This is a genomic window from Pseudoflavonifractor intestinihominis (genome assembly GCF_040096055.1).
GTDB lineage: Bacteria > Bacillota > Clostridia > Oscillospirales > Oscillospiraceae > Pseudoflavonifractor > Pseudoflavonifractor intestinihominis.
In genome coordinates this window covers 127782-142997 of sequence record NZ_JBBMFK010000007.1, presented here as the reverse complement: position 1 = coordinate 142997, position 15216 = coordinate 127782, and the positions used below count along the sequence as shown (strand labels likewise).

16 protein-coding genes and 1 riboswitch are annotated in these 15216 nt (G+C 66.5%); of the genes, 1 reads left to right on the top strand and 15 read right to left on the bottom strand.

Features of this window, described 5'->3' with window-relative positions; translation table 11 throughout:
* Window positions 1-12: 12 nt before the first annotated feature.
* Both rbr and WMO64_RS06195 read right to left on the bottom strand, forming a co-directional pair.
* Window positions 13-546: a rubrerythrin gene (gene rbr, locus WMO64_RS06200; protein WP_294517702.1), complete on the bottom strand. Its 534-nt coding sequence runs from the start codon at window positions 544-546 to the stop codon at window positions 13-15.
* Between the two features lie 42 nt (window positions 547-588).
* Window positions 589-975: a desulfoferrodoxin family protein gene (locus tag WMO64_RS06195; protein WP_294517700.1), complete on the bottom strand. Its 387-nt coding sequence runs from the start codon at window positions 973-975 to the stop codon at window positions 589-591.
* Window positions 976-1205: 230 nt separating this feature from the next.
* On the opposite strand from WMO64_RS06195, the gene WMO64_RS06190 reads away from it, so the two are divergent.
* The gene (locus WMO64_RS06190; protein ID WP_294517698.1) at window positions 1206-1604 is read left to right on the top strand and encodes a hypothetical protein; all 399 of its coding nucleotides are present in this window, start codon (window positions 1206-1208) and stop codon (window positions 1602-1604) included.
* Between the two features lie 64 nt (window positions 1605-1668).
* On the opposite strand, the gene WMO64_RS06185 is transcribed toward WMO64_RS06190, so the two are convergent.
* The 13 genes from WMO64_RS06185 to WMO64_RS06125 form a co-directional block, all read right to left on the bottom strand.
* Window positions 1669-4032: a SpoIIE family protein phosphatase gene (locus WMO64_RS06185; RefSeq protein WP_349231382.1), complete on the bottom strand. Its 2364-nt coding sequence runs from the start codon at window positions 4030-4032 to the stop codon at window positions 1669-1671.
* A gap of 190 nt (window positions 4033-4222) precedes the next feature.
* Window positions 4223-4993, bottom strand: a complete 771-nt coding sequence (locus tag WMO64_RS06180) for an ABC transporter ATP-binding protein (RefSeq protein WP_349231381.1) — start codon at window positions 4991-4993, stop codon at window positions 4223-4225.
* 189 nt (window positions 4994-5182) lie between these two features.
* A riboswitch (cobalamin riboswitch) is annotated at window positions 5183-5383 on the bottom strand.
* A 77-nt stretch (window positions 5384-5460) separates the two neighbouring features.
* Complete coding sequence (hemL, locus tag WMO64_RS06175; RefSeq protein ID WP_349231380.1) at window positions 5461-6744, bottom strand: glutamate-1-semialdehyde 2,1-aminomutase; 1284 nt, start codon at window positions 6742-6744, stop codon at window positions 5461-5463.
* The gene (gene hemB / locus WMO64_RS06170; RefSeq protein ID WP_349231385.1) at window positions 6744-7727 is read right to left on the bottom strand and encodes a porphobilinogen synthase; all 984 of its coding nucleotides are present in this window, start codon (window positions 7725-7727) and stop codon (window positions 6744-6746) included. The genes hemL and hemB overlap by 1 nt, the downstream gene beginning before the upstream one ends.
* 71 nt (window positions 7728-7798) lie before the next feature.
* Complete coding sequence (gene cobA / locus WMO64_RS06165) at window positions 7799-9289, bottom strand: uroporphyrinogen-III C-methyltransferase (RefSeq protein WP_349231379.1); 1491 nt, start codon at window positions 9287-9289, stop codon at window positions 7799-7801.
* On the bottom strand, window positions 9286-10149 hold the full coding sequence (gene hemC / locus WMO64_RS06160) for a hydroxymethylbilane synthase (RefSeq protein WP_294517684.1): 864 nt from the start codon (window positions 10147-10149) through the stop codon (window positions 9286-9288). The genes cobA and hemC overlap by 4 nt, the downstream gene beginning before the upstream one ends.
* The gene (locus tag WMO64_RS06155; protein WP_294517682.1) at window positions 10146-10598 is read right to left on the bottom strand and encodes a precorrin-2 dehydrogenase/sirohydrochlorin ferrochelatase family protein; all 453 of its coding nucleotides are present in this window, start codon (window positions 10596-10598) and stop codon (window positions 10146-10148) included. The genes hemC and WMO64_RS06155 overlap by 4 nt, the downstream gene beginning before the upstream one ends.
* A 1-nt stretch (window position 10599) precedes the next feature.
* Entirely contained in the window at window positions 10600-11796 is a 1197-nt protein-coding gene (gene hemA / locus WMO64_RS06150; protein WP_349231378.1) for a glutamyl-tRNA reductase, read from the bottom strand.
* A gap of 35 nt (window positions 11797-11831) precedes the next feature.
* The gene (gene cobI / locus WMO64_RS06145) at window positions 11832-12524 is read right to left on the bottom strand and encodes a precorrin-2 C(20)-methyltransferase (protein WP_294517678.1); all 693 of its coding nucleotides are present in this window, start codon (window positions 12522-12524) and stop codon (window positions 11832-11834) included.
* The gene (locus tag WMO64_RS06140; protein ID WP_349231377.1) at window positions 12521-13375 is read right to left on the bottom strand and encodes an ATP-binding cassette domain-containing protein; all 855 of its coding nucleotides are present in this window, start codon (window positions 13373-13375) and stop codon (window positions 12521-12523) included. The genes cobI and WMO64_RS06140 overlap by 4 nt, the downstream gene beginning before the upstream one ends.
* Window positions 13372-14151, bottom strand: coding sequence for a cobalt ECF transporter T component CbiQ (cbiQ, locus tag WMO64_RS06135; protein WP_349231376.1), 780 nt, complete (start codon window positions 14149-14151; stop codon window positions 13372-13374). The genes WMO64_RS06140 and cbiQ overlap by 4 nt, the downstream gene beginning before the upstream one ends.
* A gap of 2 nt (window positions 14152-14153) precedes the next feature.
* Window positions 14154-14456: an energy-coupling factor ABC transporter substrate-binding protein gene (locus WMO64_RS06130; RefSeq protein WP_294517672.1), complete on the bottom strand. Its 303-nt coding sequence runs from the start codon at window positions 14454-14456 to the stop codon at window positions 14154-14156.
* Between the two features lie 13 nt (window positions 14457-14469).
* Window positions 14470-15177: an energy-coupling factor ABC transporter permease gene (locus tag WMO64_RS06125; protein WP_294517708.1), complete on the bottom strand. Its 708-nt coding sequence runs from the start codon at window positions 15175-15177 to the stop codon at window positions 14470-14472.
* Window positions 15178-15216: the final 39 nt, after the last annotated feature.

Below are 15216 nucleotides of genomic sequence, written 5' to 3'. Positions count from 1 at the left end.
GCGGGACAGCGCTCAATAATTCTTGGCCTGAAGCTCGAAATAGGCCTGAGGATGGGCACACACGGGGCACACGCCGGGGGCTTCCTTGCCCACGTGGATGTGGCCGCAGTTGCGGCACTTCCAGATATACTCCTCGCCGCGCTTGAAAACCATACCCTCCTCCAGGTTCTTCAGGAGAGTCAGGTAGCGCTCCTCGTGCTCCTTCTCGATCTTGCCCACGCCGGAGAACAGGAAGGCCAGACGCTCAAAGCCCTCCTCCTTGGCCGTCTCGGCCATCTCCTTGTACATCTGGGTCCACTCCTCGTTCTCACCGGCAGCGGCGGACTTCAGATTGGCGGCAGTGTCGCCGATGCCGCCCAGTTCCTTGAACCACAGCTTGGCGTGCTCCTTCTCATTGCCCGCGGTCTCCTCGAAGATGGCCGCGATCTGCTCGAAGCCCTCCTTCTTGGCCTTGCTGGCAAAATAGGTGTACTTGTTCCGGGCCATGCTCTCGCCCGCAAACGCCTTCCAGAGATTGGCCTCCGTCTTGCTGCCCTTCAGTTCCATTGCAAAGTCTCCTTTCTGTTCTGTTTTTTTCCTTCAACGGACTCAGTCCGCGTTCTTCCAATAGCCGTGGAGGTTGCACAGCTCGTAGGCCTTCACTTCGCCGTCGGCGCTGAAGGTACGCAACTCCGGCTTGTCGCCGGGTTTGGGGAATTTCATGGTGACGGTGTCGCCGCTGACGGCGGCAATCAGGGGGATGTAGTGCTCGGGGAGCATGGGGTGCTCCACCCCGCCCACCTTGACGGTGACGGAGTAGCCGTGGCCGTGAGCGGTCTTCTCCACCACGGGGACGTGCTTCTCCAGGGCGCCGTCCGTGGTGTTGGGCACCAGCTCCTCCATCTTCTCTCCGCAGCAGAACAGGGGTACACCTTTGTCCACGACCTTGAATGCGATATTGCCGCAGTGCGCGCAGCGGTACAGCTTGAGCTCCATCTTATTTCCTCCTTTTTTGGTTACAGAATATCAGAGTTTGCCTTTTCATGCAACATCTGATATGCCTTCCTCCTTAACAGTAATGATTGCTGATATTAAGATATCAGATTGTACTCCAAAAAGCAAGCCTTTTCGAAAAAAATTTTTCCGCTTCTAAAATCTGTATTCCGGCGCATACTACGAGACGGATGGAGAACCCGCCAGAACAACAAATTTTCAGGAGGAATACGATGAAACGGACCTTTGCGCTCTTTGTTCTGGGCCTGACGGTGGCCCTTGGGGCAGCGGGCTGCTCGGCGGAGAAGATGCCCGACGTAACCCCCACGCCCACACCGATAATCACCCCGGATATGCCCAATGATACCCACAGCAGTGAAATGCCCTCGGCCAGCCCCTCCGACATGCCCGCTCCCTCGGCCAGTGACGGGGACTACTACTCCGACGAGAACGGCCATGTGGAGGGCGACGGCCAGACCGATATGGACAACGCCGGAGACTCCATGAAGGACGCGGTGGATGATGCGGGCGACGCCGCCAAGGACGTGATCGACGGCGCCGGCCGGGCGGTGGAGGACATCGGCAAGGGTGTCCAGGACATCGGAAAAGGCGTGGAGCGGACGGTAAAATAATCCCTCCGGCAGCCTGATACAGCAATGAGCCGCGCCGGAATGGCGCGGCTCATTTGCTTATATATCACGGCTCCTGCCGGGAAAAGCGGAGCACCAGGGCAGTGCGGTCGTCCGGGCCCACCTCCTTCCCGTCGCTCTCGTCGATGAGGGCACAGGCCAGATCCTTGGGGCTGTCCCCCTCAAAGGCGGAGAACATGTCCCGCAGCCACTGGTCTTCCCCGCCGCCGGCCACTCCGTCGCTGACCAGCAGTACCATGTCCCCCGGCTCCAGCTTCAGCGTGGTCACGTCGGGGGCGCCACCCTCCCCCGCCGACAGCCCGGCAGGCAGAGACGCGCCGGTGATCCGGGTCACAGCCTTTCCTTTTCGTACATAGGTGGGGGCCGCGCCGTATTTGTAGACCCACATGGAACCGGTGAACAGGTCCAGCCGCAGCAGGTCGATGGTGGTGAAGCCGCCGGCGTCCTCCCCCCGCAGGGCCAGGGCGGAGCTGATGGTCTTCAGGGCGGTCTCCGCCGGGATGCCCGCCCGGAGGAACTGCTCCAGCAGCCGCACCGCCAGGGAGGAGTCCTCCCCAGCCGCCGGGCCGCTGCCCATGCCATCGCACAGGAGCACGTACAGACTGCCGTCGTCCAGCTTGAACCAGGCCCCTGTGTCCCCGCTGACGGTCTGACCGTCCTTCTTCCGGGCGGCCACCCCCGCCACCGCCATAAAGGGCTCCGCCTGGGCAAACACCAGCTTGTTCAGCCGTTTTCCCTCCTCGTCTCCGGCGGCCCGGAGCGGCACCCCCGCCAGGGCGGAGAGCTTTTTCAGCTCCTCGGGGGTCCGCAGGCAGTCCAGTCCACGGCCCTCGATCTCCACCCGCAGGCGGCCCGCCTGGTCGTAAAAGGCGGCGGTCTCCCCCTCCAGGCCCAGGGCGGTGAGGTGCTGGCGGATGCGCTTCTCCCGCACCGGGTCGGGCACCAGCTCCCGGCCGAACTCCGCCGCCGCCGTCCCCAGCACCTCGGCCAGGGCACCGTACTCCCGGCACACGGCAGACCGGTTGTCCTTCAGGCGGGCGGCGTACTGCCGCCGGTAGAGCAGGCCCACCAGCTCCTCGTTGGCCGCCGCCAGAAAGGCGGAAAACCGGAGGCACCGGTTGGAGAAGTGGGGCGGAAAGTCCCCCGGTTCCCCCCGGCCCCGGTCCAGCATGGCGGGAAGGGCGTCGTTGAGGGCGTTGAAGGTGGTCACATAGTCCCGCTGCCAGCAGGCCGACTGGAGCGCGCACTTGCGGCACACCCGGTTGGCCGCCCGGTCGAAAATGGCGGCGGAGTCGTTGTCGTTGGGCGTCCCGCCGTTCAGGCTCTGCCGCAGGGACTCCTGCAGGGACCGGAAGGCCCCCGCCGCCCCGTCCAGCCGGTCCCGCAGGTACTCCTGGGCCTTGGCCGTGGTGTCCCGCCGCCGCTCGGACACCGACAGGGCCGCCGCCCACCGGAAGGCCCGCTGGGGCAGCATCAGGAAGAGGACCGAGGCAATAAAGACCTCGTAGAGGATGGCGATCTGAAAACCGTTGTCCCAGGTCCACAGCACCGCCACCGCGTTGGCAATAACGTAGGCCAGGGCGGCGAAGAGCTTGCCCTGCCGCCGGAACACGCCGGTGATGAGCCCGGCAAAGCCGAAGGCCATGCTGCAAAAGGGCGCGCCGCCGGAGGCCACGTCCATGGCCAGCCCTGCCGCCACGCCCGCCGCCGCTCCCACGCCGATGCCGCACTGATACCCCGCCACCATCACTGCCAGGGCGGCGGAAAACCGGCCCAGGGAGATGGTGCCGTCAAAGAGGGTGATCTTGCTCAGGGTGATGAGCACGGTGCCGCCCAGGATGAGAAAGCTCACCAGCTGCCGCACGGTCAGCTCGCCGCCCTCCTCCTTCCGCTTCCAGGGGGAAAAGGCCAGACGGTAGAAGTAGACCGCCCCGGCGGTGAGGATGAGCTCGGTGGCGAAAAAGATGGTGTCCACCGTCAGCCAGCCCCGCTTGGACAGGTACACAAAGCCGGTGACAAAGTTCATGGCCGCCGACACGGCGGGCATGAACCAGGTCCAGCGGTAGGCCTTCACGTCATAGAAGGCGAAGGACACGGAGAAGATCAGGATGGCCGCCGCCACATACCGCAGTCCCTGGGTAAAGCCCTGAAAGGAGAGGTACCCGAAGCAGGCCCCCAGCAGGGCGGAGAAGCCGTCCAGCCCGGAGCCGGAGGCCCCCACCATGGCCAGCCCGAAAGGTGCGCTGCCGCCGAAGATCTCCGCCCCCGACAGCATGGCCCCCAGCAGGAACCGGATCGCGCACTCCGCCGTGCGCACCAGCGCCGGGGCACGGAGCACCAGACGGCCTGTGTCCCGCATCTCCTCCCTGGCCCGGGCGGCCCGGGTCTTCAGCTTTTCCTTCGTCGCCATGTTCCGCACGTCTCCTTTTTCCTCCCGGCTTGTCCCACCGGGAGGTGCATCGGAGACAGTATAATCCATTATATGGAAAAACTTAGTCGGAATCAGACGCGCCTTCAAAGAATCAAAGTACAAAAAAGCGCCGTTCTCCCCATTATATCTATAGAAAGCGGCGCTTTCTGTCACAAATTCCTGGAAATTCTCAGCGCCGTCCCAAAGGCCGGAAGAGAATGTGGAGCACGCCGTCACGGTCAGCGAGCGCCTGAGCGTCCACCTGGTAGACCGCGCGGATCACCTCCTCGGTGAGCACCTCCCGGGGCGTCCCTTCCGCCACCACCCGGCCGTCCTTGACCGCGTACAGCCTGTCGCAGTACATGGCGGCAATGTTCAGATCTTGAATGGCGGCCAGCACCGTCTTTCCCAGGCCCTTCACCAGGTCCATCAGCTCCATCTGGCGCCTGACGTCCAGGCGGCCGGTGGGCTCGTCCAGCAACAGGCAGGGGGTCTGCTGGGCCAGGGCGCGGGCCAGGATGATCCGCTGCTGCTCTCCCCCGGACAGGGTGGAGAACCTGCGCTCCTCACATCCCGCCATACCCACGGCGGCGATGGCCTCCCGGACGATGGGGCCGTCCTCCCCGGCGTCTTTTCGGAGAAATCCCCCGCGGAGCCCGCGGCCCATGGAAACCACCTCCCCCACCGTGAAGTCAAAGCTGCATCCGTCGTTCCGGGCCACCACGCCCAACTTCCGGGCCCACTCCCGGGGAGGCCAGTCCGCCGCCGGCCGTCCGTCCAGGTACACCGCCCCGGCGGCGGGCGTGAGGATCTGGCCGATGCAGCGGAGCAGAGCGCTTTTTCCGCTGCCGTTGGGGCCGATGATGCCCACAAACTGGCCGTCCTCCGCCGTGATGTCCAGGCCCCTCAGGATTTCCCTTCCCCCCAGCTGGACCCGCAGGTCCTGCGCCGTAATCTTCATCCTTCCCACCTCCAAAGCCGTAGTTTCTGTACGCGGGCCCATAAAACAGCCCCACGACCTCCGCCCGCTCCCCTGCCGCCAAATGCCCGAGAAACAAAGACGCCTGCTTTTTCAAAAAGCAGGCGTCTTTGTTTTGGACAAGGTCCCCCCTTGTCCAAAGCTCAGACGGGTTACTTTCTGCGGAAGATCCCCCATCGTTCCTATCAAGCAGGTTTCCTGGCTTACGGCTCCTCACGTCCCGCGCCTTCTCGCCGGCATACGCCCGGCAATGGCCTGGGAGATCTCCTCCCCGCGGTCTGCTCCCCGAATACAGTGACCGGATCGCTCGGGATTCTCACCCGATTCCCTTTCACCTCATCCATGATGAGCACTTGATAAGTACACAGTATTCCATTATCCGGGCAAAATCCCCGGCTCTCATTCCATACAGGTTCCCCTGACTATTCTCCCCTGTCCGGGGAAAGGACTCAGGCCAGGCTGCCCAGCACGGCCCCGGCGGCCTCCAGCGTGCGGCTCAGGTCCTCATGGCTGTGGGCGGCAGAGACGAACATGGCCTCGAACTGGGCGGGGGCCAGATAGATGCCCCGCTCCAGCATGCCGGCGAAATACCGGGCGTACATGGCCACGTCGCTGCCCTTGGCGTCGGTAAAGCTGTTCACGTCGGTAGGGGTGAAGAAGGGGGCCAGCAGGGAGCCCACCTGGTTGATATGCACCGGCGCGCCGGTGCGCTCCGCCGCCTCCCGCAGGCCGCCGGCCAGCAGAGCGGCGTAGTCCCCGATCTGGGTATACACCTCCGGGTGGTCCTTCAGATAGCGCAGCTGGGCCAGGCCCGCGGCCATGGCCACCGGGTTGCCGCTGAGGGTGCCCGCCTGGTAGACCGGGCCGCAGGGGGCCACCTGCTCCATCATCTGCCGGCTGGCGCAGTAGGCGCCCACGGGCATGCCGCCGCCGATGATCTTGCCGAAGGTGACAATGTCCGCCTTCACGCCGTAGTAGGCCTGGGCGCCGCCCAGGGCCAGGCGGAAGCCGGTGATGACCTCGTCAAAGATGAGCAGAGCGCCGTACTTGTCGCACAGGGTCCGCAGGCCCTCCAGGAAGCCGGGGGCGGGGCCCACCACGCCCATGTTGGCGGCCACAGGCTCCACGATGACGGCGGCCACCTGGCCGGGGTTCTGCTCCAGCAGGGTCTCCACGCTCTTCAGGTCGTTGAACTGGGCGGTGAGGGTGTCCTGCACCACCACCTCCGGCACACCCGCGGAGGTGGGATGTCCCCCCGCCAGGGCGGAGGAGCCGGCCCCCACCAGAAGGCAGTCGGAATGGCCGTGGTAGCAGCCCTCGAACTTGATGAGCTTGTCCCGGCCGGTGACGCCCCGGGCCAGCCGCAGGGCGGACATGACCGCCTCGGTGCCCGAGTTGACCATGCGCACCATCTCGATGTTGGGCACCAGCTCCACCATCAGCTCGGCGATCTCCACCTCACGGGCGGTGGGCGCGCCGAAGGACAGGCCGTCCTTCACCGCCTTCTCCACCGCCTCCCGGATGACCGGGTGGTTGTGGCCCAGGATCATGGGGCCCCAGGAACCCACATAGTCCACATACTTTCTGCCGTCCTCGTCCCAGAGGTAGGCGCCGTCGGCCCGGGTGATAAACCGGGGGGCCATGCCCACGGCCCGGAAGGCCCGCACCGGGGAGTTGACCCCGCCGGGCAGCACACGCTTCGCCTCTTCAAAGAGCTGTTCGCTGCGGTCCATCAGCCGATATCCCCTTTCTTCATGGCCTGGGCCAGTTCCTTGGCGTAGTAGGTGATGAGGATGTCCGCCCCGGCCCGGAACACGGAGACGGCGCTCTCGCACATGATGCGGTACTCGTCAATGAGCCCGGCGGCGGCAGCGGCCTTCACCATGGCGTACTCGCCGGACACGGAATAGGCCGCCATGGGCAGGTCAAAGGCGTCCTTGCACTCCCGGATCACGTCCAGGTAGGCCAAGGCGGGCTTGACCATCAGGATGTCGGCACCCTCGTCCACGTCCAGGGCGCACTCCTTGATGGCCTCCCGGCGGTTGTGGGGGTCCATCTGGTAGCCCTTCCGGTCGCCGAAGGAGGGCGCGGAGCCCGCCGCCTCGCGGAAGGGGCCGTAGAAGGCGGAGGCGTACTTGGCGGAGTAGGACATGATGGGCACATTCTTGTACCCGGCCCCGTCCAGAGCGGTCCGGATGGCGCCGATGCGGCCGTCCATCATGTCGCTGGGGGCCACCATATCCGCCCCGGCCTGGGCGTGGGAGAGGGCGATCTTGGCGATCATCTCCAGGGTCTTGTCGTTGTCCACCTCGTGGCCGCAGAGGATACCGCAGTGGCCGTGGTCGGTGTACTCGCACATGCACACGTCGGTGACCACATAAAAGTCGGGGAACTCCTTCTTGATGGCCCGGATGGCCTCCTGCACCACGCCGTTCTCCACCCAGGCGGAGGTGCCCACGGCGTCCTTGCTGGCGGGCAGGCCGAAGAGGATGCACCGGCCCACGCCGGCGTCCAGGCACTCCTGCACCGCCTCGCCCACGGTGTCCAGACCGTAGTGGTACTGGCCCTCCAGGGCGGGGATGGGGCGGCGGCCCTTCAGGGTCTCGTCCACAAAGATGGGGTAGATCAGGCTGTCGGGGGACATGCGGGTCTCCCGGCACATCCGCCGGATGCTGTCATTCCCGCGCAGACGGCGGGGGCGTTGAATGAGTTCCATCATGCTGCTTCCTTTCAGTGGGCGGGGGTTCCGCCCGGATTGGTCCCTTAGCGCAGGCCCGGACCAGGGCCTTAAAACATGCTGCTGATTTTCTCCACCATGGCGTCGATGGTGGCCCGCTGGGCCACCACCACGGGGATGCCGTGGGCTCTGGCCTGGGCGGCGGTCTGCTCCCCGATGCACACGCCGGTGATGCGGTCAAAGGGGAAGTCCTCCCCCACGGTGGACACAAAGCCCTTCACCGTGGAGGCGCTGGTGAAGGTGACCAGGGTGCCCTCCTCCGCCAGCAGCCGGTCCCGCAGCTCCTCAGAGCGGGGATTGTCGTACAGCGTGCGGTAGACGGCAATGTCGTCATAGGAAATTTTAGCCCCATCCAGGGCGTCCGTCAAGGCCTTGGAGCCCAGCTCCGCCCGGAGCAGGAGCACCTTGCCTCGGGCCAGACCGGCCAGGCCCGCCCCCAGGTGGGCCGCGTCGTACACCTCGGGCACATAGTCGGCCCGCAGGCCGTGGGCCAGCAGGGCTTTGGCGGTTCCAGGGCCGATGGCCGCCAGCTTCACGGTCCCCAGGGCCCGGGCGTCCCTGCCCATGGTCTCCAGGGTGCGCCAGACCGTCTCCACCCCGGCGGCGCTGGTGAATACTAGCCACTCATAGCCGGAAATGGCGTTCAGGGCCGTCTCCATGGCGGGACAGGGCAGGATGGGCACGGTCTCGATGCAGGGGTACTCCACCACTTGGGCGCCCATAGCCCGCAGGCGGGGCGCCAGGGTGCCGGAACGCTCCTTGGGCCGGGTCACCACTACGGTGCGGCCCTTGAGGGGCAGGGCATCGAACCAGTCGAACTTGTCCGCCAGGCCACAGACCTGGCCGAAAATGCTGATGGCGGGGCTTTCAATATGGTGCTCCGCCGCCGCCTGGGCCAGGGTAGCCGCGGTGGCGTTGACCCGGCGCTGGCCGGGTGTGGTGCCCCGCTCCACGATGGCAGCGGGGGTGTCCGGGTCCATACCCGCGGCGGTGAGCCCGGCGCAGATGGCGGGCAGGCTGCTCACCCCCATGAGGAACACCAGGGTGCCCTTGGTGCGCACCAGGGCCTCAAAGTCGATGTCCAGGGCCTTGCCCGCCCGGGCGTGTCCGGTGATGATGTGGAGGGAGGAGGTAAAGTCCCGGTGGGTCACCGGGATGCCCCCGTAGGCGGGCACGGCGATGGCAGAGGTCACGCCGGGCACCTCCTGGAAGGGGATGCCGTGCTCGGCCAGCAGCTCCAGCTCCTCGCCGCCCCGGCCGAAGAGGAAGGGATCGCCGCCCTTCAGCCGCACCACGTTCTTCCCCTCCTGGGCCTTGCGCAGGAGAATGCGGTTGATCTCATCCTGGGGCACCAGATGGTGGGAGGCCTGCTTGCCCACGTCGATGGCCTCGGCTTTCTCCGGGATGAGTGCCAGGATCTCCGGGGCCACCAGCCGGTCGTACACCACCACTTCCGCTTTTTCCAGGGCCTCCAGGCCCTTGCGGGTCAGCAGGCCCGGGTCTCCCGGACCGGCCCCCACCAGCGTCACCATGCCGCTCATTCCGCCGCCTCCTTTATCCGGCGGGCCAGGGCCTCCCCCAGCTGCTCCGCCTCACTCACAGGACCGGAAATCCGGTCCCGCCGTCCGTTTTCGTCCATTCCGGTGAGAATCAGGGTATCCCCGTCCACCACGCCGTGGGCCGCCACCGGCGAGGAACAGCCCCCGTCCAACACCCGCACAAAGGCCCGCTCGGCCAGAGCGCAGGCGGTGCCGTCCTGGTCCGCCACAGCGGCCAGACAGGGGTAGTTCTCCCCCGCCTGGGTCTGGACTGCCAGGATGCCCTGTCCGGCGGCGGGGATGATCTCCTCCGCCGTAAAGTACCGGGCAATGCGCCCCTCCAGCCCCAGCCGCTTCAGCCCGGCGGAGGCCAGCACCAGGGCGGAATACTGCCCCTCGTCCAGCTTCCGCAGGCGGGTCTGCACGTTGCCCCGCACCGGGGCCACCTCCATATCGGGGTACAGGGCCGCCAGCTGGATGGCCCGGCGGCGGGAGGCGCAGCCGATGGGCAGGGACGGGTCCAGCTCCGTCTTTCCCGCGGGCAGCACCAGGGCGTCCCGGGGGTCCTCCCGTTTGGAGAAGGCCGCCAGGGGCAGCCGTGGGTCGGTCTCCATGGGCAGGTCCTTGCAGGAGTGGACGGTGATGTCCACCCGGCCCTCCAGCAGAGCCGCGTCCAGCTCCCGGACAAAGAGGCCCTTGCCGCCCACCTTGTCCAGGGTGCGGTCCAGAATTTTATCGCCGGTGGTCTTCATGGTCACCAGCTCCAGCTCGATACTGGGGTCAAAGGCCCGGATGGCCTCCATCACCAGCTGAGACTGGGTGACAGCCAGGACGCTCTCCCGGCTTCCGATGCGCAGCTTCATCCTTTTCCCTCCTTCAGGGTCTCCCGGATGGCGGCGGCCGCTCTGGCCACCGCCCTGTGGTCGTTATTGGCGGACACCACGCCGGCCACCAGCTCCTCCCCCAGGCACACCGCTGGGAAGAGGAAGGTGCACTCCTCCCGCCGGTCGGCCACGCTGACGGGGATGCCCAGTGCACGGGCCTCTTCCCCCACCAGACGGTTCACCGCCCGGTCGTCTGTGGCAGCCACGGCTAGGACCGCGCCGTCTAGGTCGCCGGACCGGTAGGGCCGCTGGAGCCAGCTGACACCCTCTATCTTCTCCTTCCACTCCGGGGCAATCAGGGTCACCTGAGCGCCGAAGGTCCTGAGCACCCCGGCCCGGCGGCAGGCGATGGCCCCGCCCCCCACCACCACGGCCTTGCGGCCGTTCAGGTCGATGAAGAGGGGAAAGCGGATCTCCTTTTGTTCCATGTCACTCCACCCTTCCGCCGTTGCGGGTGCGGATCTTCTCCTCGCACTTGGCCAGTTCCCCGGCGGTGAGGATCTCCTTCAGGCCGCCGGAGAGCAGCTCCACCGCCCGGCTCACCGCGTACTCGGCCACCTCGGCCTTGTCCATGGTCTCCAGGTCGGGCCGCTCCAGCACCCGGTCGGTGATGTCCGCCTTGAGCCGCTCCAGCAGGGGCAGGCTCTCCCGGTAGTCCGCCCACTGGTAGAAGCGGGCGATCTGGCTCTCCAGGATCTCCTCCACCTCGGGGGGCGCCTGCCGCTCGGGGGCGGCCCCCAGGGCGTCCACGTTGAACAGGGCCACGCCCGGCAGGTCCCCGGCCTCGGGCTGGATGTCCCGGGGAATGGCCAGGTCCACCAGCAGAGCCGGGGGCGCTTTGAGGACGGAGAGCTCGGAGGCGGTGACGGTGTAGTGGGGGCTGGTTGTGGCGGAGAGGAGGATATCCCGCCCTTCCATGGCGGCATACCGCTCATCATAGGGGGCCACGGCGCAGCCCGCGGGGACCACGGTCTCCCCGTGGTGGTAGCTCCGCAGGGTGACCGTGACGGCACAGCCCGCCTCCCGCAGCAGGGAGGCCGCCAGGCGGCCCATCTCCCCGTTGCCGATGACAAGGGCCTTCCGTCCGGCCAGGCCGCCGGTCTCCCGCTCCAGCATCTCCACGGCCCGAGAGGCTGCGGAGGTGGGCAGGGCCGTGAGCCGGGCCTTGGTCTTGACCGCCTTGGAGGCGGAGACGGCGGTGCGGAACAGGGTCTCCAGCACCGGGTCGGCGCCCCCGTTCTCCCGGGATGCGGCGATAGCCGTCTTGACCTGGGTGACGATCTGGTCCTCGCCCCAGATCTGGGACCGGAGCCCCGCGGCCACCCGGGCCAGATGCCTCACCGCGGCCTCGTCCCGCCGGGTGACAAAGGCGTGGGCGAAGGGGGCGTAGTCCTGACCGGCGGCGGCGCACAGCACCGCGCCGGGCTCCGGGTCCACCCCGGGCTGGCAGGAGAGGTATATCTCCGTCCGGTTGCAGGTGGAGATGATGACGCAGCCCTGTACGCCGGGCACACTGCGCTTGATCTCCCCCGACAGCTCCCCCGCCTGATTGCGGGTAAAGGAGAGCCGCTCCCGCAGGGCGATGGGGGCCAGGCCGTAGTCCAGGCCGGACATGGATAGGTTCATATGTTGCACTTCCTTACAGGGGCATATGGCCCCGCTTATGTCTCGTTCCGGTGCTCCTTGACCAGCACCACGGAGAAGTAGCCTTCGCCCTCCTCCAGTTCCTCCAGGCTGTGGTACACCCGCTCGCCTGTCATGCCGCAGTTGGCCACCATCTCGCCGTCCAGGCCCCGCTCGCGCAGCTTGTCCCGCAGGGCGGGCAGGCTCTTGCCCGCCTTCATGAAGGCCTTGTTGGCCGGGAAGTCCAGGCAGTCATCCACGCCCTCATAGGAGGCGGGCACCACCAGCAGCCGCTCGGCACTCTCACACAGGGAGGTGCCCAGCCTGGCCGCCACGGCGCAGATGGAGGGCACACCGGGGATCAGCTCAGCGTCATAGCCCCGGGCGAGCACCTTCTTGTGGACGTAGATGTAGGTGGAGTAGAGAGTGGGGTCCCCCAGGGTGATGAAGGCCACGTTCTTCCCCTCGTCCAGCAGGGCGCAGATGCGCCCGGCGATCTCCTCATAGCAGCCGTCCAGCAGGGCCTTGTCCCGCACCATGGGGGTGGGACAGGGCAGGAGGTTCTTGCCCTCCACCACGTCCTTCACGATATTCAGGGCGGTCTTTTCCCCGCTGCCCTTGTCGGGCACGGCCACCACGTCGGCCTCCAGCAGAATGCGGCGTGCCTTCAGGGTGAGCAGCTCCGGATCTCCGGGGCCCACCCCCACGCCGTACAGTTTTCCTCGGTTCATGTCGTCTCCTCCTGTTTCAATAGACGCAGCAGCTCCCGCCGGACCTCGCTGATGGTGGCGGCGGACACGTCGGTGTCCAGCCCGTCCTGCTCCCGCAGGATCTCCATCAGGTGGGCCATGCGGGGCAGGCGCAGCTGGTTGGCCCGGAGCACCTCCGGCTGGGAAAAGAGTTCTCCCGGCGTGCCCTCCAGCAGGACCCGGCCCTGCCCCAGCAGATAGGCGTAGTCGCAGGAGATGGGCACCACGTCCATGTCATGGGTGGCCAGCAGAATGGTCATGCCCAGGCTGTCCCGCAGCTGGGACAGCAGGCGCATCAGCTCGCTGACCCCGTGGGGGTCCAGTCCGGCGGTGGGCTCGTCCAGAATGAGCACCTCCGGCTCCATCACCAGCACCCCGGCGATGGCCACCCGCTTCTTCTGCCCGAAGGACAGGGCGTGGGTGGGCTTGTCCCGCAGGGCGGACACGCCGGTGCGCTCCATGGCCTGCTCCACCCGGCGGCGGACCTCCGCCTCAGGCAGGCCCAGGTTCACCGCGCCGAAGGAGATGTCCCGGTACACGTCGGCGGAAAAGAGCTGGTCGTCCGGGTCCTGGAACACAATGCCCACCCGGCGGCGCAGCTCTGTGATGCCCTTCCGGTCCCGGCGGACCGGCTCCCCGTCCAGCAACACCTGGCCGGAGGCGGGGCTGAGCACCCCGTTCAGATTGAGAAACAGGGTGGACTTGCCCGCGCCGTTGGCCCCCAGGATGCCGGTAATCTTCCCCTTCTGGGCCTTGAGGGAGATGTGATCCAGGGCTACGGTGCCGTCCTCGTAGGTGTAGCACAGGTCCCTGGCCTCAATGGCGGCGTTCATCCTCCCACACTCCTCTCCAAATACAGCACCAAAATCTGCCCCAGGGCCACCCCCGCCGTGGCGGGATAGAGCCAGCGCCCCGCCCGGTAGCCGCTGGACAGGGTGGTCAGATGGTTGGTATAGCCCCGGGACTCCAGGGCGGTATATACCCGGTCCGCCTTCCGCCAGGCCCGCAGGAACACCATGGAGATCAGTGTCCCCAGGGAGGAGATGGACCGGCGCACGCCCTGGTAGCCCAGCCGGGACTCCTGGGCGATGCGGATGTTGGAGGCCGTCTCGGCCAGCACAAAGATAAAGCGGTAGATGAGCTCCATCAGCTCCACCAGCAGCTTGGGCACGTGGAGCTTCTCCATGGCCATGGTCACGTCGGTGACCGGGGTGTTTAAAGTGAGAAAGTACATGCACGCCACCGCACCCATGGCCTTGCAGAACAGGGTGGACGCCTGGCGGAGGGCGGCGGCGTCAAAGCCCCACATGCGGCTGCCCACGGGGACCGCCGCCAGAACGGCGGCCCCTGCCGGGTAGCTGTGAATCAGAACGGTAATGCTGCCAATCAGCAGAAATGCCAGGGGGATCTTCAGAAAGTGGAGATAGACCCGGGGCGACAGTCCGCCCAGCAGCCATGTCAGCACGCCCATGCCCACCAGGGTGGCCAGCCCCACCGCAATGCTGTCGCAGCACAGGCAGAGCACCAGGCTCACCGCAGTCAGCAGCAGCTTGGGCATGGGGGACACCCGCCGCATGCGGGACTGATAGGCGTAACGGTCGGTTCCCATGGTCAGTTTGCCTCCTCGTTCTTTTTCCCGTCGCCGGGCCGCTTGGTGATTCGGCCCAGCACAAAGCCCACCACGCCGGCGCCGATGGCCGCCTGAAGGGCAAAGAGCAGGGACTCCACCTCGCCGCTGGCAGGCTCCAGAATGGGCTCAAACCAGGGCTCGTAGTCGGGATTGATCTCCTGGATGGCCTCCTCGGCCTGGTCGTCGGCGCCGCCGAACTCGGCGTTGGGCAGGAGCCACAGGGGAATGGCCGCCAGCAGCACGGCCAGGACAACCAAAATCAGATTTTTCTGCCAAACCTTCATCTCATTCCCCTCCTTACACCACACGGAGCGCCTGGAGCTCGTTCTTGCTGTACTTCTCCAGCACGTTGAACACCACCACGGTCAGCAGTCCCTCAGCGATGGCCAGGGGGATCTGGGTGACGGCAAAGATGGTGAGGAACTTGAGCATACCGTCTCCGGTGGCCAGGGCCAGCTGGATGGAGGTGACCACGTAGGTCAGCAGATCCCCCAGGGCGGCGGCGGCAAAGACCGCCACGGCGGCGGGGGCGCCCACCTTGCGCAGCAGCTTATACACCGCCCAGGACACGATGGGACCGGCCACTGCCATGGAGAAGGTGTTGGCGCCCAGAGTGGTCAGGCCGCCATGGGCCAGCAGCAGGGCCTGGAACAGCAGCACGATGAGGCCCAGCACAGTCATGGCCACAGGCCCGAAGAGAATGGCGCCCAGGCCCACGCCGGTGGGGTGGGAGCAGGAGCCGCTGAAGGAGGGCAGCTTCAGGGCCGAGAGCACAAAGGCAAAGGCCCCGCACATGGCCAGCAGAATCTTGGTTCTGGGGGCCTGCTCGATCTTCTTTTTGATGGAGATGAGGCCGGCGGCCACAAAGGGGACGCACACCACGCCCCAGGCGATGGCCCAGCCCACCGGCAGGTAGCCCTCGGCGATGTGCATGGCGGAGGCCCCCACGGTGAGGGCGGCCAGCAGCACGGCCAGGACAGCGCCTGTCCTGATACAGCGGTTCATTGTACATGATTTCATACGGTTTTTCATCCTTTCCTATCA

What these genes read in the sequence shown, in the direction of transcription:
- rbr (WP_294517702.1), bottom strand. Translation starts at nt 546, where the DNA reads ATGGAACTGAAGGGCAGCAAGACGGAGGCCAATCTCTGGAAGGCGTTT.
- WMO64_RS06195 (WP_294517700.1), bottom strand. Translation starts at nt 975, where the DNA reads ATGGAGCTCAAGCTGTACCGCTGCGCGCACTGCGGCAATATCGCATTC.
- WMO64_RS06190 (WP_294517698.1), top strand. Translation starts at nt 1,206, where the DNA reads ATGAAACGGACCTTTGCGCTCTTTGTTCTGGGCCTGACGGTGGCCCTT.
- WMO64_RS06185 (WP_349231382.1), bottom strand. Translation starts at nt 4,032, where the DNA reads ATGGCGACGAAGGAAAAGCTGAAGACCCGGGCCGCCCGGGCCAGGGAG.
- WMO64_RS06180 (WP_349231381.1), bottom strand. Translation starts at nt 4,993, where the DNA reads ATGAAGATTACGGCGCAGGACCTGCGGGTCCAGCTGGGGGGAAGGGAA.
- hemL (WP_349231380.1), bottom strand. Translation starts at nt 6,744, where the DNA reads ATGGACCGCAGCGAACAGCTCTTTGAAGAGGCGAAGCGTGTGCTGCCC.
- hemB (WP_349231385.1), bottom strand. Translation starts at nt 7,727, where the DNA reads ATGGAACTCATTCAACGCCCCCGCCGTCTGCGCGGGAATGACAGCATC.
- cobA (WP_349231379.1), bottom strand. Translation starts at nt 9,289, where the DNA reads ATGAGCGGCATGGTGACGCTGGTGGGGGCCGGTCCGGGAGACCCGGGC.
- hemC (WP_294517684.1), bottom strand. Translation starts at nt 10,149, where the DNA reads ATGAAGCTGCGCATCGGAAGCCGGGAGAGCGTCCTGGCTGTCACCCAG.
- WMO64_RS06155 (WP_294517682.1), bottom strand. Translation starts at nt 10,598, where the DNA reads ATGGAACAAAAGGAGATCCGCTTTCCCCTCTTCATCGACCTGAACGGC.
- hemA (WP_349231378.1), bottom strand. Translation starts at nt 11,796, where the DNA reads ATGAACCTATCCATGTCCGGCCTGGACTACGGCCTGGCCCCCATCGCC.
- cobI (WP_294517678.1), bottom strand. Translation starts at nt 12,524, where the DNA reads ATGAACCGAGGAAAACTGTACGGCGTGGGGGTGGGCCCCGGAGATCCG.
- WMO64_RS06140 (WP_349231377.1), bottom strand. Translation starts at nt 13,375, where the DNA reads ATGAACGCCGCCATTGAGGCCAGGGACCTGTGCTACACCTACGAGGAC.
- cbiQ (WP_349231376.1), bottom strand. Translation starts at nt 14,151, where the DNA reads ATGGGAACCGACCGTTACGCCTATCAGTCCCGCATGCGGCGGGTGTCC.
- WMO64_RS06130 (WP_294517672.1), bottom strand. Translation starts at nt 14,456, where the DNA reads ATGAAGGTTTGGCAGAAAAATCTGATTTTGGTTGTCCTGGCCGTGCTG.
- WMO64_RS06125 (WP_294517708.1), bottom strand. Translation starts at nt 15,177, where the DNA reads ATGAACCGCTGTATCAGGACAGGCGCTGTCCTGGCCGTGCTGCTGGCC.